Source organism: Vibrio sp. 10N.286.48.F5 (assembly GCF_041469785.1).
GTDB classification, from domain to species: Bacteria; Pseudomonadota; Gammaproteobacteria; order Enterobacterales; family Vibrionaceae; genus Vibrio; species Vibrio crassostreae_C.
In genome coordinates, this window is record NZ_JBFRLG010000024.1 from 14,808 (window position 1) to 39,268 (window position 24,461).

Sequence of the window (24,461 nt, forward strand, 5' to 3'; positions counted from 1 at the left end):
TAATTAATAAGCCCTTGTATGGGTTTACTTTAATTAAGAACTTCGAAGCTGCCGAATGCCTATTTATGGCGAGCCTATAACCTTAAGTTATAGGGTGAGTATGGATCTTCAATGAAGCGATAAATTGCTTAACGGAAATAGACTGAGGGGTGTGCTCTGCACAAAGCATCGATACCGAGAATTGGATATCCGGCTGCAGTGAAAGCACGCAAACCGAGTCGTCATTTTGATATTGCTCTGCCGTCCACGGATCGACAATCGCAAACCCCGCTTGGTGCTTGACCAGTTCCGCAGCGGCGCTATACCCACGTACAGATATCGGGTGGTGATAATGCTGCTCACGTGCAATAAGGCGTTGATGTAACAGGAGGCCTAATGGATCGCGGCTATCGAGCCCGATGATTGGCAGCGGATAATTGATCAGATCATCTAACGTTAATTCCGCGGGGAAATGATCAACCGTATTGGAAGGAACCAAAACCTTTAGTGATTCGGTTAATAGCGTTTCACTTAATATCGCAGGCGGTGCTTCATCGCCAAACGCGATAGCAATATCAAGCTCATGCTTTAATAACCCAGCACACAGCTCATCACGGTTTGCAGTCAGCAACTCAAAAGAGAGCTCTTGTTCCCGAGACATTTGGGCTATTACCTGAGTTAGTAATTTAGTCGCCAGTATCGGCGGCGCACCAATGCGTAAATGCTGATGGCCTTGCTTCACTTTGTTGGTCAGAGATCGAAATTGCCCCAATTGCTGATACACCTTTTCCGCTTCTGGCAGTAAGGTTTTTGCCTCAACCGTTGGCACCAACCGCCCTTTAACTCGTTCGAATAAGCCAAACCCAAGTTGTTGCTCCGTGTGCGCCAAAATACGGGTCACGTTTGGTTGCGACACATGCAAGCTGCGCGCGGCTCCAGATACGGTTCCGGTCTGCATAATGGCGTAAAAGACTTCCAATTGTCTTAGGTTCACATTGATGTCCTTATGGTTCGCGAAACAAATCTAGGGTTTGGCTTTTCTTGTATTAGCTAAGCTGTTTATCGGTCTAGCTAGCGTTTTGCGTGAGTCTATTTTAGTAGCTCAGCTATCGCAGGTTGAAGTATCTCAGCCCAAGTTTGATAAGCCTTCGCATTCAAATGCAGATCATCACACGAGTACTTGTTCGACAACAGCTTATTAGGCGACAATACTGAATTCACATCTAAGAACGCAATGCCTTGCTGTGTACAGTACTCGCTTAGCTTGCTATTGAGCAGTTCAACCGACGGATTTAAACCTTGCAGTTTAGAGCCAACATAAAGCGTTGATTGCACCAATATGCGAATCTCATTTTCTTGCCACACCTTAAGCATATCAATGTAGTTCTGGTAGATATGGTCGACATCATAACCCTGAGCTAAATCGTTTATCCCTGCCATAAAACACACCAGCTTTGGCTTCACATTCAACGTGGTATCAATACGGCGCAACATGCCAGTTGTGGTGTCACCCGCTAAGCCACGGTTGACCATCGAAACATCGCGAAAGATATCCGCCCACGGGGCCCATTCGGTGATCGAATCACCAAACATGACTAGGTCTGCACTTGGGGAAAAATGGCGATGGTTATCTGATGTCATGATGTAACGACTCATACTGTGGCCTCGTTGCTGAATCTCAGACTGAAGAGCGACTGCCTTGAGGATCTCGCTATCTGGCGTGGCGCTATCAAATTGAGCTAGCAATCCTTCGATATGAGGCTTAAAAGGGCTAAGACGAGTACTCAGTTGATGATGTTCTTTAAGGGAAGATAACCTCTCTAGTAATGCATACAAAGAGCGGTTTTGACCAACTTCTTGGAATAACTGATAGAGATCGAGGACAGAGTGTTGCTGTAGCGCGGCAAGTAATTGCTTGTCTTCCATGGTGTTATCTAACCCTTCAATTATCTGATGATGAACTCAAGATAATATCCGATTGCGTACGGGATAGATAACACTAGAAGCAGAGAATTACTTTTCTTTGATTAGCAGATGGTTACGGTTATCACGGCTTTTCTTAATCAGTTCGTTGCTCTCATCCATTTCATCAGATTTAGCAAGACGATCGTAAAGCAGCACATTCACTGTCGCTGCCAAGTTCATGCAGCCAACTGTTGGTACGTACACAACATGATCGGCTCTGTCGGCGACATCTTGAGAAATAGAGCCGTCTTCAGGGCCAAAGATATAAATGGCATTTTCTGGGTGTTTAAAACGCGGTAGTGGTGTTGCACCTTCTGCGAGTTCTACGCAAACGATCTTAGTTTCTGGATCAAGATTGTCTAAAAACGACTCAACACCAGTCAACGGGATAGTACGCGCAGCACTCTTAGTATCGGTGTGGAATTTTGCGGCTTTTTCGTAGCGTTGCCCTGTGTATTTAACTTCGTCGACTTGGTAACAACCAGCCGCACGCATAACAGCACCAACGTTTGTCGGGCTCTTTGGGTTAGTTAAACCAATAGTCACATGGCTTTTGTTCATGAATCTTTCTCACTTAACGAATAGACATAGCAGGGTGCTACAAAGCGTCGCATTCTAACAAAGCAGCGTCGAATTCAAAAGCATCGATACAAACTCACTTTTTCGCGCTTAAGCCTCTAGTTGCAAGGCTTCTCACCCCAAAAACCTAACCGTCATCATATTTATAAAACAAAAACACTCTAGGATAACAATTAAACAACAAGCCCATTTACATTTTGAAACCACATTAATAATGTGTTGAAAATTGCATGAGACAATCACACAGGAAGCGTGACATGACCCTAACCATCAAAAACCGCCTTTATATTCTCTCTTTTATTCCACTGCTACTGATGGCAATTGGGATGATGAGCGTGACGTATATGAAGAGCACCGAGCTAACCGCACAACAAGTAGAATCGACGCGTAGCAATATGATGGCGATGAAAGAAAAGGAACTTAAAGCGTATCTGCAAATGGCTCAATCTTCTATTAGCCCGTTCTTGGAAAGAGGTGCAACATTAGAAGAAGCCTTACCGACATTAAGAACTCTCGAATATGGCGAGTCTGGCTACATCTTTGGCTACGACTCTAAAGGCGTTCGAGTAGTTGTTGGGCAAAATAACGATGGCATTGGTAAAAACTACTACGACCTGCAAGACAAAAAAGGCAACTACCTGATTCGTGACTTGATCAAGAACTCAAAGCTTGGTGAGTTCACCACCTACTACTTTCCAAAACTTGGTCAATCAGAAGCTCTACCGAAACTGAGCTACTCGATATTCGTTCCCCAGTGGGACTTGATGCTAGGCACAGGTTTTTATACTGACGACATCGATGCTGTAATCGCAGAGATGAAAGAGAGCTCGAATGTCGCGTTACAAAGCTCATTGACGGCGATCGCTATATTCTGTGGTTTGATTGCCCTAGTAGTTGCTGCGTTTGCCGTTGCCGTCAACCGCACAATCATGCGACCACTCGAGCAGTTTGATCGTTCAATCAGCGCATTCGCGAGTGGCGAAGCCGATTTAACCGCTCGAATGGAAACATTTAAAGCGCCTGAGTTCACTAAGCTCAGCGAGAACTTCAACGCCTTCGTGGCAAGCCTTCAAACCATCATTCGCAGCGTAAGCGATGTCGGTCAGCAAGTCGTAGCCGAGACATCTAGCATGTCTTCTCGCGCTGCGCAGGTCGACGAGATTGCTACTGGGCAACGTGAAGAGACTGAACAAGTTGCAACGGCGATGACTGAAATGACCACAACGGCGCAAGAGATCTCGAGCAACGCTAGCCAAGCGGCGGATTCCGCTAAACTTGCAGAGGGCAATGCCAAAGAAGCGCAACAGATAGTAAACGCCGCTGCAGATTCGGTGGCAGGCCTAGCGAGCGAAGTATCAGAAGCCAACACTGTCGTGTCTCGTTTAGAAGGTGATGTGCAGAATATCTCCTCTTCGTTGGCGGTCATCCAAGACATTGCCGAGCAAACTAACCTACTCGCGTTGAATGCCGCGATTGAAGCTGCACGTGCAGGCGAACAAGGTCGTGGGTTTGCTGTGGTTGCCGATGAGGTTCGTAAACTGGCAAGCCGTACTCAAGAAAGCACTGGCGACATTCACAAGATGATTGAGCAACTTAAAGCTGCCTCAGATGCTGCTGTGAAAGCGATGGATTCAAGTCAAAACCGAAGTGCGCAAACCGTGGAAGAAGCGAATGCCGCAGCCAAAGCACTGGCGAAGATCCAAGCGTCGATTGATACCATCATGGACATGAACTCGCTTATTGCGACAGCCACTGAACAGCAAAATATTGTAGGACAAGAAATATCTCAACGCATCGTGGTGATTTCTGACCAAAGCTCACAATCGGCAGAACTCGCGAATCAAAACCGTACAGGTAGCCAAAACCTCAACAGTCGTGCAAATGAGCTGTATCACTTGGTGGATCGCTTCACCGTCTAATACATTTTCGGTCTAGTAAGCCGTAATCAAACGATAATTAATCCTAAAACACGTCGGGCTTCAGAATCTCTATTCTGAAGCCCGTTTTTATCGGTGGAGGTTTTAAGCCATACACTAATCCAATTGCTCAGAAAGGAAGTCCACCAGCAGGCGAACCTTTGAAGATAAGTTGCGGTTCTGAGGATAAAGCGCCCAGATCCCTTCTTTGTCATCTCGATAATCGGACAGCACCTCAACCAACTCACCAGAATCAAGGTCTTCACTCACATAGTATTCAGGCAACTGCACCAAGCCAATGCTCTGCTTAGCTGCGTCTAACAAGGCTAAACCACTGTTGCACTTAATGCGTCCGTTAACACGAACTGAGCGAGGGCGTCTATTTTCTTTGAAACGCCAATGTTCAAATCCACCGACTAAACATTGGTGATTATTTAATTCTGATAATGTATGCGGCTCGCCATAACGTTCAATATATTCAGGGCTTGCACATACATAAAGTTGGCGTTGAGACAGCCTCTTTGCCACAAGGCTTGAATCTTCCAAGCGGCCAAGACGAATCGCAACATCAACACCCGAATCGATAAGATCGAGCTTTTGATTGGTCAGCATCAGCTCAAGCTCTACTTGCGGGTGAAGCTTTAAGAATTGATGCAGTATTGGGGCGAGTTGGCGCTCACCATAAGTCACAGGCGCGGTGACTTTCAGTAAGCCTTTGGGTGTGGATTGCATCTGCGTGACCGCAAGCTCAGCAATTTCTAAACCTTCGACCAACAACTTACATTGTTGGTAATAGAGTTGCCCAGCCTCTGTAAGAGACACCTTTCGAGTCGTTCGATTGAGCAGTTTCACTGCGAGTCGTTCTTCGAGGTTTGCTACTCTACGACTGATTTGAGCCACCGACGTAGCGAGCTTCTGCGCCGCACCAGTAAAGCTTTCACGCTCTGCCACTGCAACAAACTCACTTACCCCTTCCCAATTGGCCATGCCTTTACCTTATGCTGAACTTTGGTTACCCATACAGTGTATTGAAGTTAGATATCAGTGTCACCTTGCTTGATATGCGCTGTGCATTAATCTTCGGCACCTATAGTCATTCCCTTACAGAACCATATTTTTGTCCTAACATTAACCTCATCCCCTATTGCTAGGGTGAGAATCTCTAAAACACTGGTACAACAAAGTAAGGTATCCCTTTGAAGAAGTTAATCATACTTGCATCAACTCTTGTACTCAGCACCACTGCGTTTGCAGCAACTAAAACAACAATTCAAGAAACAACGCTAAAATCTGACACATATGCTAGTGAAGTCGAAGCATACGATGCAGGCACCAACCTTATGGATGAGTTACGCGCAAAAACACCTTTTGAGCTTTCAAGAGAACTGCCACAGTTCCAACAGACAACCAAATACGATTCGTTCAAGATTGATGATGCAAATATGGAAGTGAAAAAGATCACTAACATGAACGGCGACATCCACTACAAAGCGAACGTAAAAGTGGACTACCGTTACACATACAAAGACGGTCTTAGCAGCTAACACTGAGTGATTGATCAGGTCTAAAAACTGATCACCTAGTCAAAAAGAAAGTCCGCACTCATAGAGTACGGGCTTTTTTGTCGTTCACCGCTGATTAATGGGACTCAATACGAGCAACCATTATCAGCTCATATTCGTCTGTCTAATTTTGAAAATTACACTTCAAACTGAGACACAAGGCTATCTAGCGCTTCACACTGTTCAGCCAATGCGATACATGCATTTTCTGCGCTGCTTGCCATCTCAACCATTTGCATGGTGCTTTCAGCGATGCGTTGAACATTCTTATTCACTTCTTCAGACACTTGAGACTGTTGCGAAGCCGCCGTAGCAATTTGTGTGTTCATGTCATTCATCTTGCCAATTGAGTTACGAATCTCACTCAATGAAGATGCTGCAGTTCCTGCTTGAACAATGGTTTTCTCGCCACTCACTTTGCTTTCAGTCATCACACCAACCGCGTGTTTAGCACCCACTTCTAAGCGTTCAATCATTGATTGGATTTCGCCAGTGCTGTCTTGAGTTTTACTCGCAAGCGCTCGAACTTCATCAGCCACAACCGCAAAGCCACGGCCTTGTTCACCCGCTCGTGCCGCTTCAATAGCCGCATTCAAAGCAAGTAGGTTGGTTTGCTCTGCAATGCCTTTGATCACACCAAGGATTGAGGCAATGTTCTTCACGTCTGTGTCCAGCTCTTGAACAACACCGCCCGCGTTCTCGATATCTTGCGCAAGGCGTTCAATCGAAGTCACGGTCAAGCCAAGCGTGGTGTCTGCCGATTCCACTTCATGATTGGCAACATTACTGGCGGTTGCCGCATCTAATGCATTACCACTCACCACTTCACTGGTTGCTTGCATCTCATGAACCGCCGCCGCGACTACTTCACTTTCACGCTGTTGGTTCGATGAAAATTCAGCAACACTTTGCGTTAACGATTTAATGTTTTCCATCTCAGCGCGTACCGCATTCGATGTAAAAATAACTTGTTCGACGGTGACATGGATCTTGCCAACAAACTGGTTGAAAGCAGAACTTAAACGAGCGATCTCATCATTACCTTCGACCTTCATACGTTGAGACAAGTTACCGTCACCCGATGCGATCTCATTCATCGCTTTCTCTACGTTCTGGATTGGCTGAACGATAAACCGATTGGATAACCACATAGCGAAAAGTGCAGCGAAAACAGCAACGGCCATACCCACTTCAATGATCAACTTACTCGATTCAATAGAGTCATCGGCTTGCTGGCGAAGCTCTTTCTGTTTCAATTCGATCAGAGTTCGGATATCGCGCAGTTGAGTACGAATGATCGCAAACTCTGCGTCAAGCGCTGGCGAGTAATCAATATTGTATTGGTCTGCGTTTGCTGGATCAGCGAACATTGGCTCGTGCAGTGCCACCCACTTGCTCATCGCGTTAACAAGCTTTGCTAACTCGCCACGTGAAGATGGGTCCAACACGCCCGCTTGATACAAGGTTTCGACACTTTGAAAACGAGGAACCGCTTTGTAAGCGTTGTCTTTAAATTCAAACTTTTGGTACTCGACCGCCGCTTGGTCTTTCGCAAGCAACAGACCTTGTGCCGAAGCGATAATTTGGTAGATATCTCGGTAGCCATCTTCTAGGTTATCTAGCACTGGCTGAACCACATTATTGAGCTCGTTATTAATCGCAGCCTGAGCATTAGATCTAATGATATTAAGCACAGTAACGGTAGAAAAAACAATCACAATCACCAACAGCGGGATCGCGATTTTACTCTTAATCGAAAGATTATTGATATTCATTGGGATTAATAACCACACTTCAAATAGGGATGCGCGCGCAATATACAGCACACATATAAAATCCCGCTAAGCTTTTGTGAGCTTCATCTCATAAAAAACGATACCGTAAATTCGTGTGATGTTTTTTCAATCAAAGGTTAACTTTCGGCGACTAAAATACTCTCTGATTTAGACTTATTTGCTGCTGATACGCGCAAATACTGGAGAAGTGTTAGAAATAACACCATAATGTAGGGCTCTAAAATAAGTAGGTAAGAACATGAAAATTTGTGGTGTTGAAATCAAAGGTAACGATGCAGTCATCTGTCTTCTTTCTCTGTCAGACGGCGTATTTAACATTCCTGATTGCCGAGTTTCTAAGGTTGCGATTAGCGACGCAAACGACACACAGAATATGAAAGACTTTCAATTCTCTTTTGCAAAGTTAATGGAAGATTACCAAGTAGAAAAAGTTGTGATTCGTCAACGCCAAACTAAAGGCAAATTTGCTGGCGGTGGCTTTGGTTTCAAACTAGAAGCAGCAATTCAACTGATCGACGGCCTAGACGTAACCGTTGTATCACCTGCTGACATCAAGGAGAGCCTTAAGCGCAACCCTCTTATGATGAAGTTCAAAGAAACTGGCCTTAAGCAATACCAAGAAGCACCGTTTACAACGGCTTACGCTTGTTTAATGCAGCGCTAATCAATAGTCGCTAGCCAATATTTGATACAGAAAGAGCCTGAATATTCAGGCTCTTTTTTGTTTCTATCACTCGGCTTTAAACCCAGTTAGTTTTGATGAAATACGCTTACCGCTCTAACGCTGTTCGCCTGCGAGCCTTAATCCATTCCGGCTTTTTCACCACCAGATAAACCGCAGCGGCAGATAAGGCGAAGCCCATTGCGCCGTAGATATCGAACGACTCACCAAAGATAAGCCAGGCTTGAATTGCTGTCGTCGGTGGCACCAAGTAAAACACCGACGCCACACTTGAAGATGCACCGTGCTCTACCATGTAAAGCAGCAAAAGGATGGCAACACAAGACAGAACAACCACCAGCCAAATCAGCGTTAGCGTGAATTCTACAGTCCAGTTCACTTGCATAGTTTCGTAACGCATTGCGAACGGTAGAAACAACGCAGCAGAAGCCAAGTATTGCACCATCGCGCCGCCGACCATATCTGTCCCCTGACAGAAACGCTTCTGATACAGAGTGCCGCAGGTAATACCCACCAAAGAAACCAAACACAATAACGTTGCCAGGCCTTTTTGGTCGTCTGACTGCCATTCAATATTGCCCATCAACACCAAGCTAATGCCCGCAAAACCGAGCGCTAATCCCAACCACTGTGCAAAATTAAAACGCTGTGAAGTACAGCTGATCATAATCAATGCGGTAAGAATCGGTTGTAAACCAACCAGTAAAGAACTCAACCCGGCAGGCATACCCATATCAATCGCCAGATAGGTGCCACCAAGGTAGAAACCATGAATCAAGATGCCGACCACACAAGCGTGGAAGAATGCGCGACCACGAGGGATACGACGCTTAAGGATTGCAATCAAAACCAAGAACAGCGCTACGTTGGCCACCATCCTCAGTGAGAGTAACGTTGCGGGTTCGGCATATTCAACACCAAGACGTGCGCCAACAAAGCCTGACGACCACAATATTACAAACACAAACGGAATCATTTTAATCAGCATTACAAACCTCTGGTCAACTCTTCATCAATGCTGTTACCTTAGTTGGGTACAGATAACTAATAAAGACACAGATATAACACTTTAAATGGTTACAGATTAAAAGTGAGCAACGAGGGAGAAAAACGTGGAAGCAGAACTCAGCGGTAATAAATATCTTGCTACCGAACAACATATTAAGGCTCAAATTGATAAAGGGCTCTTTCACCCAGATGATCGTCTTCCTTCGATCCGCCAGTTAAGCGAACAGCTTGGCGTAAGCAAGAATACCGTAATTCGTGCCTACCAAGAACTGGAAGCGACAGGCTGGGTTTACTCGGTACCTAAATCTGGCTATCGCGTGAAAACACCAAACACCACCAGCTGGGATGCATCAAGCCAACCTCAAAAAGTCGATCTGTTGTCTGTTACCAAATCGGTACTGTCTCGTCCAAAAGGTCGTCTAAAACTGTTGGCAGGCTCCGCGCACCCGAACATAAACAACCCTGCGATTCGTAGCTTGTATGCCGAGATTGGCCGCCACAGTCGATTACAAACTCAATTGCCCGGTTATTACCAATTACCTCCCGGCGATGAGCAATTAGTAAAGCAATTGTTAAAGATCACCCATGATCTAGGCGTACCTGCGGGATCGAAAGAGATTGCGATTACTCATGGAGCTCAACAGGCGATCAGTTTGGCATTACGTGCGCTCACCAAGCCCGGTGACATCGTGGCGGTCGAGTCGCCCTGTTACTTCGGTAATCTACTTTTACTTGAATCACTTGGCTTGCAAGCCCTTGAAATACCAAGCAGTGTTAGCCATGGCATTGATATCCCATCACTACAGAGTGGGTTGGACAAATGGAAAGTGAAGACGCTGCTGCTAACACCAAACTTTACTAATCCAACGGGCTCAAGAATGCCATTGGCGAATCGAAAAGCATTACTGGAGATCACGGGATCTTTGCCAATTATCGAAGACGATGTGTTCGGTAGCTTGGCATTCGATACACCAATCGCTAGTCTCAAAGAGCTTGATGATCAAGATAGAGTCATCTACGTCAACTCCTTGTCTAAAACCTTAGACTCACGTTTACGAATCGGTTGGTTACTGTCGGGGCGCTACCAACCTTTGGTCGAAAAGTACCTTTTATGCGACAACATGGGCAGTTCAAACCTGATGCAATCCGCGGTGGGTCAATTCCTCACCACAGGCAAATACCGCAGTCACTTATCCAAAATGAAACGACTCTACCAAACCAATCAAAAGCAGTTTCAAAGCTTGTTAATACAAGCATTGGACAGCTATCCTCATCTTGAAGGGCGTTATCATTTATCGAAGCCAGAAGGCTCTTTTTTAAACTGGATAACGTTGCCAGAGTCGGTCGATAGTTATGCCGTCTACCAAGATTGTTTAAAGCATAAATTGGGAATTTTACCCGGTACTGTGTTTGGGACGAATGACCAATATAAACACTGCTTGCGCTTCACTGTCGCCAACATTGAAGAGAGCAAAGAGTGGAAAGAAGGGGCTGTGACACTAGCGAAGATAATCGCTAAGCACGTGCGTTAGGTTACCTTTCTAATTACCATTTAGACCAAAACAACAAAGCCCCATTCAACTGAGTGGGGCTTTCATCATTATCATATCTTGAGTTGCTTAAATACGATGGTTAGTTAAATACGATTACCCTTGCCAAGCGAACTGTTCAAAAACTTTGTCGACTGGCGTTTTAGCAACGTGGTTTACGTAATTACTGATCACTTTCTGAGACAGGCCAAGAATCACTTCTAGCACTTGTTGCTGACCGTAGCCCGCTTCGAAAAATGCTGCCATTTCACTTTCAGGCACATTGCCGCGGTTACGTACCATGCTCAGCGTAAAATCATGCAGGGCTTGCAGCTTTTCAGTGGGTAAAGCTGTGCGATTACGCAGTGCTTCGGTGATTGCAGGATCAACCTTCATTGAATGTGCAATGCCAGTGTGTGCAGGAACGCAGTAGTGGCATTCGTGTTCAACGTTGATGGTTTGCCAAACAACCGTTAGCTCTTCAGCATCGAAAGATGAGTCACTAAACGCCTGATGAAGCTGAGTGTAAGCCTTAAGTGTGTTTGGAGATTCAGCCAACACACCAAACAAGCCCGGCACTCTGCCCATCTGCTTTTTAGCGCCCTCAAGAATAGGTTGGCTTTGCTCTGGCGCGGATTCTACTGAGTGAATTTTGAAGTTGCTCATTGCTCTATCCCTATCAATTTTCGGTTCTAAAGTTATTCAATCACGGAGCAATTAATGAATGTTCTCCGTTGGTGTAAAAACAATATAGATCAAACAAGAACGATCGTTCAAGTGTTATTTTGAACAGTTGTTCAATTTATACATTGAAGCCAGAAGAATGTCTTCGTTCATAACAAGAAAGCCCAACAGGCAACACCTGATGGGCTTTCTCTTTTTCTCAATTTTTTTGCAAGCAACTACCAATATTCTGCGTGGGCCAAGCCTTTAACACAGCTCGACTTGCCACTTGTTACTTTAATTTCACCACCAGTCAACGATTGAGCCAACCAACCGTGAGAGAAACTCAATTCAAAGGGCGCAGGGACTTGCTCAACGGTAATTTGCTCAAAGCCCACTTTTGAATAGTAGTTAGGATCACCGTACGTCACTGCAAGCTCAATACCCTGCTCTTTTAGGAGCTGCAAACCGGAGTTAATCAGGCGCTGACCAATACCACGCTTTTGCACCTGAGTGCTCACCGCGACTGGCGAAAGCAAATATGCCTTGGTTTCATCGTCAAATGAAAGCGACGTAAAGATAATCGAGCCTACAATCGTACTATCCGCATCCGACTCACTAGAATCATCTTCAACAACAAAGCAAAATAGCTCTGTCGGAGCTGTGGTCGTTAAAAGATCGTTGGCAAGCTCACCCAAAGTTTTACCTTCGTTCTCACCTTCTGAATCCGTAAAGGTTTGAGTGAAAACTTGAGTGATCGTTTCGATTTCATTTGAATTATATTGCCTAAACTCATGGTGTTACTCATTTACTTTAATTTCTTGAGCACAAAGAACTGATAATCAAAATCACGTTGTTCAGAACCTTTCGAAGGCTCTTGACCCAAACCGTTCTTTGATGTGCTGCTATCGAAAAATTGTTTAACTTCATTGTCGCAATCGACGAGCGCTTTTGAGTTCGGCATCGTTGCTTTAAGCGCTTCTATTCGCTTTTGAAAGGGCTGGTAATACGCAAGCCAACCAGCGTCACTCATTGCAAAGTGATCCAAAACTTCATAACCCGCTGCTTTTGCCTGTTTAATACGCTCGGAAACCGTCGTCATGTCCGGGTACTCTTTCTGCCAGAACGCTTTGCTCGATTCGTTAGGTTGTTCGGTATTCCACACCAAATCATTAACGACCAATATGCCGTCATCACTGAGTAAATTTCGCCACTGCTTTAGCGCCTTTTCAACACCCATGATGTAAGCGCTGCCTTCCGACCAAATTAGGTCAAACGACTTAGCTTCAAACGGCAGATCCATCATGCTCGCGCATACGGTTTTGACGTTGCTTTCTAAGCCAAGAACCTGTGCTTGCTGAGTCAGAACATCTAAACTCGGTTGATCATTATCTAACGCTGTTATTTGCACGTCCGTTTGATGTTCAACTAAGGCTTTCGCTAACACCTTGGTCGCGATGCCTTTGCCACAACCAATCTCAAGTACGCGCTTAGGTGTAACCGGAACCTGTGCCAATGCTGCTAAGGTATCTTCAACCGTTCCTGGCCCTAAACGCTGTAAACCCTCAAAGATCACCTCAAAATCCGCCATGTACTGGTCATGATCGTTCATGTCTTTTGAAAGCCATTTCAGTCGCAGTGCTTGCTTCTCATCAAAGCCTTGCTTAATGAGCCAATCGAGATGCGCATCAGGCGCCACCTTGTCCATCGACTCATGCCACTCGTCTAGACCACCTTCACCTAGCATTGCTGCTAGTAGGTCGCGTGATCGTTGCTTTTGAACGAGCTCTTCGTCCAACTGCTTGAGGCGATTTTCCAGTAAACCGCGATCTATCTTTGCATCTAAACAAGCTTGGCACTCTTTGAGCGTCAGCCCACCCGCTTGCAATTGCTGTAACAAGCGAACACGTTGTAGATCCTTTTCAGAATAAAGACGATAACCATTGCTCTGGCGTTGAGCCTCAATCAAACCTAGCTTGCCGTAATACAACAATGTGGAGCGGCTCAGCCCAACCAAATCGGCCAGTTCAGAGATACGATACATGCACTTCCCCTCTCATTTCGGTAGCAAAGATAAACTATGAAGCTGTAGTCAGGTCAACAGAATTTTAGACACTTTTCTCGTTCTTTACCTATTTACCTTCAAACTGATAAAACGAACTGAGTGTGGTTTTAACCATAGAACGGTTAGTCATCGACATTGCCTGCACGGGATTCAGGAAAAGGAGAGGATTAAACTTGATGAATTGAAAACAATTGGCTCATAAACATACTTCTTTCTAACCGAATTTTGCTAACTTCTAAATTATTCAACAATGGACGAACGTTAACTAAACGATAAATAAACTCACCGAGTGAATACTTAAATCAACCACACATATACACCAGAAATTCCTGCTTAAATTTTTTAGAAAAATTCAAAATTTATTAGAAATTAACCCCTAACTTTACTGAGTATTTTGTTAGTCTTGGAAACAATTATTTACAATCCAAACAAAATTTAATTGGATCGCTTGAGGTTGTTTTTCTTGAATATGAAATTATTCGGCAGTTCTTTGATTCTGTCAGGAACTGCATTAGGGGCTGGCATGCTCGCTATTCCCATGGTGTTGGCCCAATTTGGCTTCATGATCAGCTCAGTGCTGATGCTACTTATCTTTATCGGCACCACATACTCTGCACTCCTCCTGGCAGAAGCATGCACTAAAACTAAAGACAACAGTGGCATGAGCAGTGTTGCTTACCTCACTCTGGGCAGCAAAGGTAAACACTTTATCAATGCACTCTTTTACCTGTTGCTAGTATGCATGTTGATCGCTTATATCTTGGGTGTCGGTGACATCATTCATAAGCTACTGCTCGACGTTGGTGTCGATGTATCAGCATCCGTTGCGTATACCATTTTCAGCCTATTGATGGGTGCTATCGTCGTCTCGGGCAAGTCTTATATCGACAAACTGAATCGCGGGCTATTCATCTTGATGGTCGTGATGCTGTTTATCGTTATCGCGTCATTATTTAGCAACATTCGCCTTGATTACCTAACTCAAACCAGCCAATACACGGCCAACGACGTGGTGCAATACAGCGCAGTTATCTTTACTAGCTTTGCCTCTATGGTGGTGATCCCGTCACTGGTTATCTACAACCGTGAAGCAACTCAAAAGCAGATCCGCAATATGATTCTGCTAGGCTCAGTGATTCCATTAATTTGCTACCTAACTTGGTTATTCGCGATTATCGGCAACCTTGGCACAGACGCGATAAGCCAGTTCCACAATATCTCTGAGTTGATCTCTGCGTTCAGCGGCCAATCTGCTTGGTTGAAAGTGGTGATCGCTCTGTTCTCTGCTCTGGCCTTGGTGACTTCTTTCCTCGGCGTGTCGATGGCGCTTTACGACCAAAACAAAGATGCGGTGACCAACAACAAAGCGTTGGCTTATACGCTAACCTTCATCTTACCTTTGGTATTAGCTGAGCTGTTCGCTAGCCAGTTTGTAAGCATGCTGGACTATGCAGGCATGGTCCTGGTGTTCCTAGCTATCTGGGGCCCACTCGCAATGGTAGTTAAGGTTCGCAGACCTGACTTCCCTCACCTACAAACCGAAGGCAGCTACACAGCAGCCGGTGGCGACACGGCATTAATGGCGACATTTGGTTTTGGTGCGTTGATTTTCGTGTCTTGGTTTATGGGGTAGATCCCCATTGAATGGACTATCTGTTGCCATTTAGAAGACAGCAGATACAAATAGCCCGTTAGTCCTGCTATTAAAAGTAGAGACTAACGGGCATTTTACTTCTTATTGGAGTGCTTGCTAGTTAGCTCTTAAACGTACTCGCAATATCTTTCAATGAAGCTGCTAACTGAGCTTGTTCTTTGGCTGTTGCAGCTATTTGCGTTGCACCTGTCGTAGATTCTGTCGACTTCTGCTCTACTGCCATGACGTTTTGAGCAATATCTTGAGTCACTACCGCTTGCTCTTCGGTAGCGGTTGCGATCTGCTCAGTCATGCTAAAGATCTCGCTCACCGATGCTGAGATACCTTGTAAGGTGTGTTCCACCTCTTTTGAATCCTCAACCGCTTTAGACGACATCTTCTGACTGTTATCAATCACATTAAACGCGGTTTGCACATCAGACTGTAACGAGCTGATGAAACCTTCAATTTCAGCTGTCGACTGCTGAGTACGCTGTGCTAACGTGCGAACTTCATCAGCCACTACCGCAAATCCACGACCTTGCTCACCCGCTCTTGCCGCTTCAATTGCCGCGTTCAATGCTAACAAGTTAGTCTGTTCAGCGACGGACTTAATCACATCAATCACACTGTTGATGTTATTACTGCTCTCGTGTAAGTGCGTGATCTTTTCCGCTAGATCATTAATTTCAGATGCCAGTTTTTCGATAGAGTGGTAAGAGTTTTGAACCGTACTCAAACCTTCTTGAGACTGCTCATCGACCAGTTTAGCGGAACTTGCTGTCTGCTGAGTTTTAGCCGCCACCTCATTTACCGTTGCTGATAACTCTTCTGTCGCCGTCGCAACCAAGCCAATTTGGTCTTGTTGTTGCACTAGCGTGTTCGAATTGTAGTGACAGGTTTGTGAGGTTTCTTCAGCGGCTGAAGCTAAGGTCAGACTCGACTGAGACAGGTTGTCGATAACGTTTGAAAACTTCTCTAGCGTTTCGTTGAGTGCCGAAGAGATCTGTCCAAGCTCGCTGTTGCCAACGAACTTAGCGCGAACTGTTAAGTCGTTGTCATTACGAACCTTAGACAACATCACTGTAAGATCTTTTACTCTCATCGTCAGGTCGCTGATCGCCTTATAGCTCACGAAGGTCGCGAACAAGGTTATCAAAGCAAACAGACCAATACTCATCATCATCGCAGACTGCGCCTCTGACATTTTTTTCTCTGTCAGTGCGATAAGCGACTCTGCTAGGCGGTTTTCTGTTTTCTTTAGCTGAACAATACGAGCGGTAGATTGCGAGAACCAGTACACAGGATCAACATCAAAACCGCTCATCTTAGATTCAGCCAAACCACGAAGCTTTTCTACTTCTGCCACCGAACGATCATTCAATTGCTGTTCAAAGAAACGAACGTTAGCTGGGTTACTCAATACCTCAAAGTTTGAGAAATAGGTATTTTGCTCAGTCACCAAAGAGATGAATTTAACCAACATGCCTGGGCCAAATTCATTTTTAGAGAAGGTATTATTTAGGACAGCACGCTCGATACCCGCTCGCTCTTTACCTTGTAAAAAGTTGTAGTAAGCGATGGTTTCAGTGGTGATGGCAGCATCAGAGCTAAGCTCAGCAATTAACGCCGATACGCTCAGCAGCTTTGCATTAAGTTGGGTGTAATAACCCAAAGCCTCAGACAGCGGAATCGATTGAGAATCGACCCGATTACGAATAGAAGTAATTTGATTTAGGCTTTGGCTTATTTCAGTGTTCAGCCGAGTGATCTGCGGTAAATCGATTTCAGCAGATTGCCAGTATTCGGTTTTCAGATTACGTCTATTATCTGCACTGGCTCTTTGTGCACGTAGTTCACTGACAAACTTAGTGCCCTGTGAGCCGATAAACCCAGCCGTCATTCCACGCTCTTTTTGTAACTCATGCACAAGTTCACTGTACACAACCGACAAACGGGTAAGTTGGTTTAATGAAGACAATTCACTGGTGGTTTCTACGCCTTTTGAAATCGCAGAAACGCTAAGCCATAGAAATCCCAAGATCGGTAAAATAAGCAAAGCGATGATTTTTTGCTTAAAAGACATATCGGTTAATTTCATTATCATTTCCCTAGCAGCTAACAAATCTTTTCAGTCATCTAACTCGCACACCCTTAATAAGATGCGCCTCAATTGTGACTGTATAATTATTCAACTTGATCAATGTGCATCAATTACCGTGCTACACAGATCGCGATGCGATGAAGGTAACATTTAACCTTACAAAATTCATTGATTTACCGATAAAACTGTTAGCTAAGCGACCTAACGATACCCAAAACACATGCGACAACATTTTATTGACGTAAGCGACTGAAATCTGACACACTTTAACTACCCAAAAGGGGTAGGCCTGCACCAATTATGTGCTCAGAGAAAACGATATATTCAGAACTAACTATAGATTCAACGCTCACCAGCGATTGATTCACAACTAATCAACTCCCTATTCTGCGCTGATTAACTGTCTATTCCTCGTTAACTAAATATGTATAATGCCGAATTATCAAAGTAGAGATTCGCAATAAATATGCGACAACAACTGAGAGATATTGTATGGATTGTCCCGCTTGCGAAGAACATATCGGTTGGGAATGGGTAGAAGAAGCGGCTATTGAACCCAATGAGGAATTCGATTGTCCAGAGTGCGAAGCAACATTGATGTACACCATCGATGAAGGCACCTACTACGGCGCTCAGCACAAGACCGTAGAAGTTATTGATGATTAAGATTATTTCCTGATGATCTGGATGTTTTATTAACTCTTTGATGTTCTAAGCCTGCGCAAAGCAGCTAAACACACCTTTACTAGAACGGGCGTTCAGCATAAAATATTGAACATATGTTCAGATTAATGAAGTAGATGTTATGGCTAAGACCGCTAAGTTCGATAGACAAGACGTAGTAGATAAAGCAACGAACCTGTATTGGGAAAAGGGCTTTCATGCGACTTCTATGCGCAACCTGCAAGACGTGATTGATATGCGTCCGGGCAGCATCTACGCGACTTTTGGCAGCAAAGAAGGTTTGTTTAAAGAGACGCTTGCTCGCTATACCGAACTTGGCATCCTGAATCTGAACCGCTTCCGCAGTGAAACCGAATCGCCTATCAAAGCGTTGGAAAACTTCGTAAAACGTGCGGTTGTCGAATCAAAACAAAGTTCGCCAAATGGCATGTGTATGCTGGCTAAAACGGTCGCAGAGCTGACTGATGAACACGCAGAGCTATTAGCAGAAGCGAAGAAATCACTAAAGATCATGGAAGGTGAGTTCGCTAAGCTGATTACCGAAGCACAAGAGCTTGGTGAAATAAGCAAAGAGCGTGAACCTGTTCAGCTTGCTCGACATGTTCAAGTTCAGATCGCAGGCTTGCGTACCTACGCGAAAACCTGTGACGACATCGATTTGCTTAACTCTATGGTTGAAGACGTATTTAAGTATCATCCTTTTTAAAAGCTCAACTTGTTTTAGAAGCCATACAAAAAGACTCCACTATTAGCCAAAGGCTAGAACGGAGTCTTTTTAGTTTGAGTCTAGTTAACTTTATAGATGATTAACTTTAAAGCTTAAGGGTTACACCTTTCGCATGATCAACGCCTGCGCATTGAGCATCGCTTCTTTAGTGCTGACATCTAAGATTTTCACATTCGCAAAGCGCTCAACTTCCTTAATCGCCACATCGTGAGCAAAGATCACCAACCTCGCCCTTTCAATGTCTTTCTGTGTAATGCGATTACCTATTCCGTTGGCACCTTGGGTTTCGACTTTAATCCGAACCCCAAGATGATGCGCCGCCTTTTCTAAAGACTTCGCCGCTAAGAAAGTGTGGGCAACACCAGATGGACAAGAAGTGATCGCCAATACATCTGCTTGCCCTTCTTCCGTTACCGAACCACAGGTCAACTGATTAGAATTCACTTCACCTTCGACCACGTTCTTCTTCAGAAGAATCACGATCAGGGCTGTCGTTAGAGCCCCCGCTAGTGTGCCAACGATATAGCCAATCTTGCCATCAACCACTGGCAACACTATCCATCCACCCCATGGTGCATGGTTCACTACATGGAACATAAAGCCAACCACGTTACCGACAATGCCACCAGCAACAACCGCAGGCAGAACGCGCGCAGGATCGGCGGCAGCAAAAGGAATCGCGCCTTCACTGATGCCAATCATACCCATGATACCCGCCGCTTTACCTGCTTCACGTTCGTCTCTTTTGAATTTCTTTGGCGATAAGAAAGTCGCCAATGCCATACCTAGCGGTGGCGTACAAATCGCTATCCCGACACCGCCCATCAACCATGGTTGAGTATTCACCTGAGTTTGGGCAAACAGCGTTGCTACTTTATTGATCGGGCCGCCCATATCAAAGGCCGTCATTGCACCTAAAATACTGCCCAATACCATTTTTCCGGAGCCTGCCATGCCCGTGAGCATTTGGTTCATCTCAAGCATTACTTGAGCTATCGGAGAGCCAATCACCCACATCACCGCACCACAGGTCACGAAGGTGCCGACTAATGGATAGATGAAGATAGAGCTCAGCGAGATCATGCTGTCTGGCAGTTTGATCTTCTTAAGTAGATTCACCACAAAACCAGCGAAGAAACCGACCACAATTGCACCGAGAAAGCCGGTATTGTATTGATTCACCGCAACCCAAGAACCAATCATACCGGGCGCTAAACCCGGTTTGTCGGCCATTGAATACGCGATGTAACCACCGAGCACCGCTGTAAACAGGGTTAACCCCGCGATGCCCATCTGTGCGATATCTGCTAACACACCGCTTTCAGGTACTGCACCATAACCCGACATCATCACCGACAAAGACAAAAGCACACCACCTGCAACCACGAAAGGAATCATGTGTGAGGTGCCGTATAATAAGTGTTCTTTGAGGCGATTAAGAGATTGTGCCCAAGGGCTTAGCGGTTCGACATACACTTCATGATGGCTAGATGCGTAGCTATCGAACGATTCTGAATTGGCTTCAAGAAACAGCTCTTGAGCTTCCTCGACAGACTCCACCGCCTTTAATTTTGTAACAAAGCCATCTTCGATAAGCCTGGTCGAAATCTGAGCCAGTACCTCGATATGGTGGTCGTCGTTGTTGTCTGGTGAAGCGAGCATAAAGAACACATCCGACAGCTCGCCGCCGTCTGCGCCATAATCGATGCCAGAACGGCTGATACCTACCGCCACCGCAGGTTTAGCTACGGCAGCACTTTTCGCGTGTGGAATGGCGATGCCATCGTCAAAGCCAGTATTACCGATGGCTTCACGCTTCCAGATGTCGTCAAGGAATTCACGTTTATTAGAGAGCTTACCGGCACGGTCGAGCAGTTCAACAAGCTCTTCAAATACCGCCTGTTTTGAGTCTGCTTGTAAATCTAAGCAGATGATCTCGGGCTCGATAATGTTGGTGATATCCATATGCTGCTCTGCCTCGCCTGATTTCAGACTGAAGTAATTACGTAAGTGATAAGGTTAATAAGATGAAAAGATTAACGGTGTGAAGGCACTCAATATATAGGACGAAAGGTGCATTAACTGGATTATTGTAACCAAGAACTCAGAGTGTGACTTTCACCTTGGAATAAAAAACGCCAATCCATAAAATCCACAGAACCCATAACAATATCGTCCCTCCGCCATGCGAGCTTTCTATACTGGATTTTCCATGCAAGGTAGCTTCTGAAAGGTAGCTTTTGTAACGTAACAGGGACGAGATTAAGCCGAGAATAATAATGAGAATTGTAGCGGTAACTGCGTGCCCTACAGGCATTGCGCACACCTATATGGCAGCTGATGCTCTAAATAAAACAGCCCCTAAGTTCAACGTTTCAATCAAGGTTGAGACGCAAGGCGCTATGGGTATTGAAAACTTACTGACAGCCCAAGATATTACCCTCGCAGACAAGGTGTTGATCGTCTCTGATATCGACATCGGACAACTAAGCCGATTTGACCCAGCTAAAACCGTATTTGTTCCAATGGAAGAGGTGTTGTTGAGTGTCGATAAAGTTTTTATTAAGCATTGTCGAACTTAAGCTTTTGATGAACGAATACCAGATCACCTTCTTCGTTAACGATCCTGCCGCGAACTCACATGTCGCACAGCCGCTGACTCGCTTAGCGAAGAAGTTCAAAAGCAACATCCGCATTATCAACATCACTCAAAATCGAACCGCTGATCTCTCCAAATCCGTTGCGATGCTGCAAGTAGGTTTACTTCGTGGTGATTTGTGTCAGATAACCGCGGTTGGGATTGATGCGGAGCTGGCCTGTTTCGTTCTCAAAGATGTAATTGCTGAGCATTACGACATGGTTGGCTCACAAGTGAACCATGAATTCTCTAAAGATTTAATCCAGCGAATGCCACAAATATGCCCGCCTTGTGACATCAAATGGCACCACGCTAAGGCGCAAACCCAACTGACCAAATTTGAGTGCTTAAAAGGGCTCGCTCACCTTGTTTATCCAGAAGACCCAGATGAACTAATTCTGGCATTCATTAAGCGAGAAGAACGCTCGTCTACGTGTGTGTCACCGGGTATCGCCTTGCCGCATGTGATGTTTGAATCGACTCAAGATCTCTCAATTGCCGTTATTGTCAGTGACGACCCGATTGACTGGGCATCACGTATTGGCGAAGTGCATGTAGCCATTGCTCTTGTTTTACCAACCAAGCCACAACGAGAGCATATTGTGGCGGCGACCAACCTAACTCGAAACCTCCTTCACGATCAGGTCAATGAACGTCTGCAAAAGACCCGAAGCAGTGTCGACCTACAAGCCTTGTTGATGTACATCTCGTCACGCCTTATCTAATTCATCTCTTCTGGTCAAACTCAAAGCATCCATTAATCCCCTGTTGTGACACCTATCCAATCGTTATAAGCTCATTTTCTCATACAATAAAAAACGGCTGAGCATTAGAGCTCAGCCGTTTTATGTTTAATTACTTGTTTAACTGGTTAGCTAACTTAAGCTGTTTTTTTCGCTTGTTTCGCATCCTCAACCGAGTCGTCTACAGCTTTCACCAACAGCAAACCAACTACGAATACGATACCGCCACACAGTACGAACATCATTCTTCCCCAGAATGGGTTCGGTAGAGCAAACATCGCCATCACTGCCACACCAGACACTGCGATCAGTGAGCCCAGCATGTGACGTTGTTTGTTGTCCAGTTTCTTCTGTGCTGTTGATTCAGAGACCAAAGGCGTCGCAAGGTTAGTGAAGAAGGTATCAACATCTTTCTGACGAGACGCTTCCAGTGGTTTATAGAACAAAGTCGAAAGAATAAAGAAGCCGCCTGTAAACGTTAAGTGAGCAATCAGGCCTACCGCTACTTTCAAATCAGACCATTCACGACCTGTTAGCGGCTCTAGGTTGAACCAATTTTGTAGCATTTCAGCGGTAATCACGAAGCCTACGATGTAAGACACAATCGCGCCAACCACTAACGTGCCCCAACCTGCCCAGTCCGGAGTCTTCTTAATGAAGAAGCCACAGAATGCTGGAATCGTCATTGGGAAACCGATTAATGCACCGACGTACATCATGGTGTCGAACAAGCTCAAGCCTTTCAGTGAGTTAATAAACAGTGCGATAAGGATGATAGCGACACCGAAAACCGAAGACATCAACTTAGACACAACCATCAACTCTTTCTCTGTCGCGTTTGGACGAAGAATCGGTTGGTAGAAGTTGATTACAAAGATACCTGAGTTACGGTTTAAGCCTGAGTCCATAGAAGACATGGTTGCTGCGAACATTGCTGCGATTAGAAGCCCCACCATACCCGCTGGCATGTATTGCTCTACGAAGTAAAGGTAAGCGAAGTCGCCTGCTTTAGAACCTGCATCTGGGTAATGTGCTGCAAGGTCAACGCCTTGTCCTGCTACAAACCAAGGTGGCATGAACCAAATGATTGGACCAATTGTCATCAGAATACACGCCAACAGCGCTGCTTTCTTCGCGTTCTTGGAGTCTTTTGCCGCTAGGTAACGGTAAGAGTTCAACATGTTGTTGGTGATACTGAACTGTTTGAAAAAGATAAAGAATGCCCAGATACCGAAGATGCTTACGTAGTTCAGGTTGTTACCAGAAACAAATGATGCGCCTTCTGCTACAGGGAAATCGTTGATGATTTCAGTAACACCGCCACCTTGCACGATAGCCACAGCAGCACATGTCACGGTTACTGCCATGATGATAACCATCTGCATGAAGTCAGACGCGATAACCGCCCATGAACCGCCCGTTACCGACATCACTAGTACAACAAGACCGGTTAGAACGATGGTGGTTGTCATATCGAAGCCAAATATGCCCGATGCGATAATCGCCAAACCGTTCAGCCATATACCTGCAGAAACAATACTGTTCGGCATGCCAGACCAAGTAAACACTTGCTCGTTGAAGCTACCAAAACGCATACGAATCGCATCAATTGGCGTTACTACACGCAGCTGACGGAATTTCGGAGCGAAGTACAGGTAGTTCATCAGGTAACCAAATGCGTTCGCTAGGAAGATAACCGCGACAGCCATACCATCGGCATACGCTTTACCCGCTGCGCCAGTGAAGGTCCAAGCACTGAACTGAGTCATAAACGCAGTCGCGCCAACCATCCACCAAAGCATGTTGCCGCCCCCGCGGAAATAGTCACTGGTTGTACTGGTGAACGTTCTAAACATCCAACCTATTGCGATAAGGAAAAGGAAATAAATTCCTACGATCAGAGTATTGAGTTCCATGTATAAGTCTTCTTTATGATGAATATCTGAAGAGCATATTATCTATAGAATTCTTAATTTGTAGTATTATAAGTCAAGATTGTGATAGGGCGTATAAACCTGAATATTTGATTTCGAGGCATTAATTACACGTTAGTAAACAAAGAACAATCTAACGAAAAGTAAACGTTTAAAATCAATAACTTAAAATAATTTCAATCAGTAAGTTGGACAACAATAACAAGATTTTATCGTCTCGATAAGTGGTTTTCAATGGCTTTGTTTCCTAATTG

General features: G+C 45.0%; 20 protein-coding genes and 1 pseudogene. 9 read left to right on the forward strand and 12 right to left on the reverse strand.

Annotated features, from left to right (window positions below; translation table 11 throughout):
* Positions 1 to 82 precede the first annotated feature (82 nt).
* The 3 genes from AB4185_RS14495 to AB4185_RS14505 all read right to left on the reverse strand — a co-directional run bounded on the left by AB4185_RS14495 (position 83) and on the right by AB4185_RS14505 (position 2,505).
* Complete coding sequence (locus tag AB4185_RS14495) at positions 83 to 973, reverse strand: LysR family transcriptional regulator (protein WP_372135594.1); 891 nt, start codon at positions 971 to 973, stop codon at positions 83 to 85.
* A gap of 95 nt (positions 974 to 1,068) precedes the next feature.
* Positions 1,069 to 1,905: an SGNH/GDSL hydrolase family protein gene (locus tag AB4185_RS14500; protein WP_372135595.1), complete on the reverse strand. Its 837-nt coding sequence runs from the start codon at positions 1,903 to 1,905 to the stop codon at positions 1,069 to 1,071.
* Positions 1,906 to 1,992: 87 nt separating this feature from the next.
* A complete protein-coding gene (locus AB4185_RS14505) occupies positions 1,993 to 2,505 on the reverse strand; it encodes an RNA methyltransferase (protein WP_017061674.1) in 513 nt (170 codons plus the stop codon).
* 275 nt (positions 2,506 to 2,780) lie between these two features.
* On the opposite strand from AB4185_RS14505, the gene AB4185_RS14510 reads away from it, so the two are divergent.
* Positions 2,781 to 4,442, forward strand: a complete 1,662-nt coding sequence (locus AB4185_RS14510) for a methyl-accepting chemotaxis protein (RefSeq protein ID WP_017064932.1) — start codon at positions 2,781 to 2,783, stop codon at positions 4,440 to 4,442.
* A 114-nt stretch (positions 4,443 to 4,556) separates the two neighbouring features.
* Here the strand turns inward: AB4185_RS14510 and AB4185_RS14515 are convergent, their stop codons facing one another.
* Positions 4,557 to 5,426 carry a LysR family transcriptional regulator gene (locus AB4185_RS14515; protein ID WP_017064933.1) on the reverse strand — a complete coding sequence of 290 codons (870 nt, stop codon included), beginning with the start codon at positions 5,424 to 5,426 and terminating at the stop codon, positions 4,557 to 4,559.
* A gap of 209 nt (positions 5,427 to 5,635) precedes the next feature.
* Between AB4185_RS14515 and AB4185_RS14520 the strand changes: the two genes are divergently transcribed.
* Entirely contained in the window at positions 5,636 to 5,983 is a 348-nt protein-coding gene (locus tag AB4185_RS14520; protein WP_136974139.1) for a DUF3316 domain-containing protein, read from the forward strand.
* Positions 5,984 to 6,138: 155 nt separating this feature from the next.
* Here the strand turns inward: AB4185_RS14520 and AB4185_RS14525 are convergent, their stop codons facing one another.
* Positions 6,139 to 7,776 carry a methyl-accepting chemotaxis protein gene (locus tag AB4185_RS14525; RefSeq protein ID WP_372135596.1) on the reverse strand — a complete coding sequence of 546 codons (1,638 nt, stop codon included), beginning with the start codon at positions 7,774 to 7,776 and terminating at the stop codon, positions 6,139 to 6,141.
* A 259-nt stretch (positions 7,777 to 8,035) separates the two neighbouring features.
* Here AB4185_RS14525 and AB4185_RS14530 point away from each other — a divergent pair, with 259 nt between their 5' ends.
* Positions 8,036 to 8,461 (forward strand): DUF3010 family protein, encoded by a 426-nt coding sequence (locus tag AB4185_RS14530; protein ID WP_372135597.1) that lies wholly within the window; start codon positions 8,036 to 8,038, stop codon positions 8,459 to 8,461.
* Positions 8,462 to 8,567: 106 nt separating this feature from the next.
* Here AB4185_RS14530 and AB4185_RS14535 read toward each other — a convergent pair whose 3' ends face one another.
* Positions 8,568 to 9,467: a DMT family transporter gene (locus tag AB4185_RS14535; RefSeq protein WP_004732961.1), complete on the reverse strand. Its 900-nt coding sequence runs from the start codon at positions 9,465 to 9,467 to the stop codon at positions 8,568 to 8,570.
* A 124-nt stretch (positions 9,468 to 9,591) separates the two neighbouring features.
* Here AB4185_RS14535 and AB4185_RS14540 point away from each other — a divergent pair, with 124 nt between their 5' ends.
* Positions 9,592 to 11,019 carry a PLP-dependent aminotransferase family protein gene (locus AB4185_RS14540; RefSeq protein ID WP_372135598.1) on the forward strand — a complete coding sequence of 476 codons (1,428 nt, stop codon included), beginning with the start codon at positions 9,592 to 9,594 and terminating at the stop codon, positions 11,017 to 11,019.
* Positions 11,020 to 11,133: 114 nt separating this feature from the next.
* Here AB4185_RS14540 and AB4185_RS14545 read toward each other — a convergent pair whose 3' ends face one another.
* The 3 genes and pseudogenes from AB4185_RS14545 to AB4185_RS14555 all read right to left on the reverse strand — a co-directional run bounded on the left by AB4185_RS14545 (position 11,134) and on the right by AB4185_RS14555 (position 13,723).
* A complete protein-coding gene (locus tag AB4185_RS14545; RefSeq protein ID WP_017061666.1) occupies positions 11,134 to 11,682 on the reverse strand; it encodes a carboxymuconolactone decarboxylase family protein in 549 nt (182 codons plus the stop codon).
* Between the two features lie 236 nt (positions 11,683 to 11,918).
* Positions 11,919 to 12,487: pseudogene (locus AB4185_RS14550) on the reverse strand (GNAT family N-acetyltransferase).
* Positions 12,488 to 13,723 (reverse strand): MerR family transcriptional regulator, encoded by a 1,236-nt coding sequence (locus AB4185_RS14555; protein WP_372100898.1) that lies wholly within the window; start codon positions 13,721 to 13,723, stop codon positions 12,488 to 12,490.
* A 490-nt stretch (positions 13,724 to 14,213) separates the two neighbouring features.
* On the opposite strand from AB4185_RS14555, the gene AB4185_RS14560 reads away from it, so the two are divergent.
* A complete protein-coding gene (locus tag AB4185_RS14560) occupies positions 14,214 to 15,377 on the forward strand; it encodes an amino acid permease (RefSeq protein ID WP_372135602.1) in 1,164 nt (387 codons plus the stop codon).
* A 121-nt stretch (positions 15,378 to 15,498) separates the two neighbouring features.
* Here the strand turns inward: AB4185_RS14560 and AB4185_RS14565 are convergent, their stop codons facing one another.
* A complete protein-coding gene (locus tag AB4185_RS14565) occupies positions 15,499 to 17,478 on the reverse strand; it encodes a methyl-accepting chemotaxis protein (protein ID WP_017069791.1) in 1,980 nt (659 codons plus the stop codon).
* A gap of 495 nt (positions 17,479 to 17,973) precedes the next feature.
* Between AB4185_RS14565 and AB4185_RS14570 the strand changes: the two genes are divergently transcribed.
* The gene (locus AB4185_RS14570; RefSeq protein ID WP_017061661.1) at positions 17,974 to 18,147 is read left to right on the forward strand and encodes a hypothetical protein; all 174 of its coding nucleotides are present in this window, start codon (positions 17,974 to 17,976) and stop codon (positions 18,145 to 18,147) included.
* A gap of 139 nt (positions 18,148 to 18,286) precedes the next feature.
* Entirely contained in the window at positions 18,287 to 18,871 is a 585-nt protein-coding gene (locus tag AB4185_RS14575) for a TetR/AcrR family transcriptional regulator (protein ID WP_372135599.1), read from the forward strand.
* A gap of 120 nt (positions 18,872 to 18,991) precedes the next feature.
* Here AB4185_RS14575 and AB4185_RS14580 read toward each other — a convergent pair whose 3' ends face one another.
* Positions 18,992 to 20,857 carry a fructose-specific PTS transporter subunit EIIC gene (locus AB4185_RS14580; RefSeq protein WP_372135600.1) on the reverse strand — a complete coding sequence of 622 codons (1,866 nt, stop codon included), beginning with the start codon at positions 20,855 to 20,857 and terminating at the stop codon, positions 18,992 to 18,994.
* 314 nt (positions 20,858 to 21,171) lie between these two features.
* Here AB4185_RS14580 and AB4185_RS14585 point away from each other — a divergent pair, with 314 nt between their 5' ends.
* Positions 21,172 to 21,474 (forward strand): PTS fructose transporter subunit IIB, encoded by a 303-nt coding sequence (locus AB4185_RS14585; RefSeq protein ID WP_136979973.1) that lies wholly within the window; start codon positions 21,172 to 21,174, stop codon positions 21,472 to 21,474.
* Positions 21,475 to 21,481: 7 nt separating this feature from the next.
* Positions 21,482 to 22,255: a PTS sugar transporter subunit IIA gene (locus AB4185_RS14590; protein ID WP_017070486.1), complete on the forward strand. Its 774-nt coding sequence runs from the start codon at positions 21,482 to 21,484 to the stop codon at positions 22,253 to 22,255.
* 155 nt (positions 22,256 to 22,410) lie between these two features.
* On the opposite strand, the gene AB4185_RS14595 is transcribed toward AB4185_RS14590, so the two are convergent.
* Positions 22,411 to 24,189 (reverse strand): sodium:solute symporter family transporter, encoded by a 1,779-nt coding sequence (locus AB4185_RS14595; protein ID WP_372135601.1) that lies wholly within the window; start codon positions 24,187 to 24,189, stop codon positions 22,411 to 22,413.
* Positions 24,190 to 24,461: the final 272 nt, after the last annotated feature.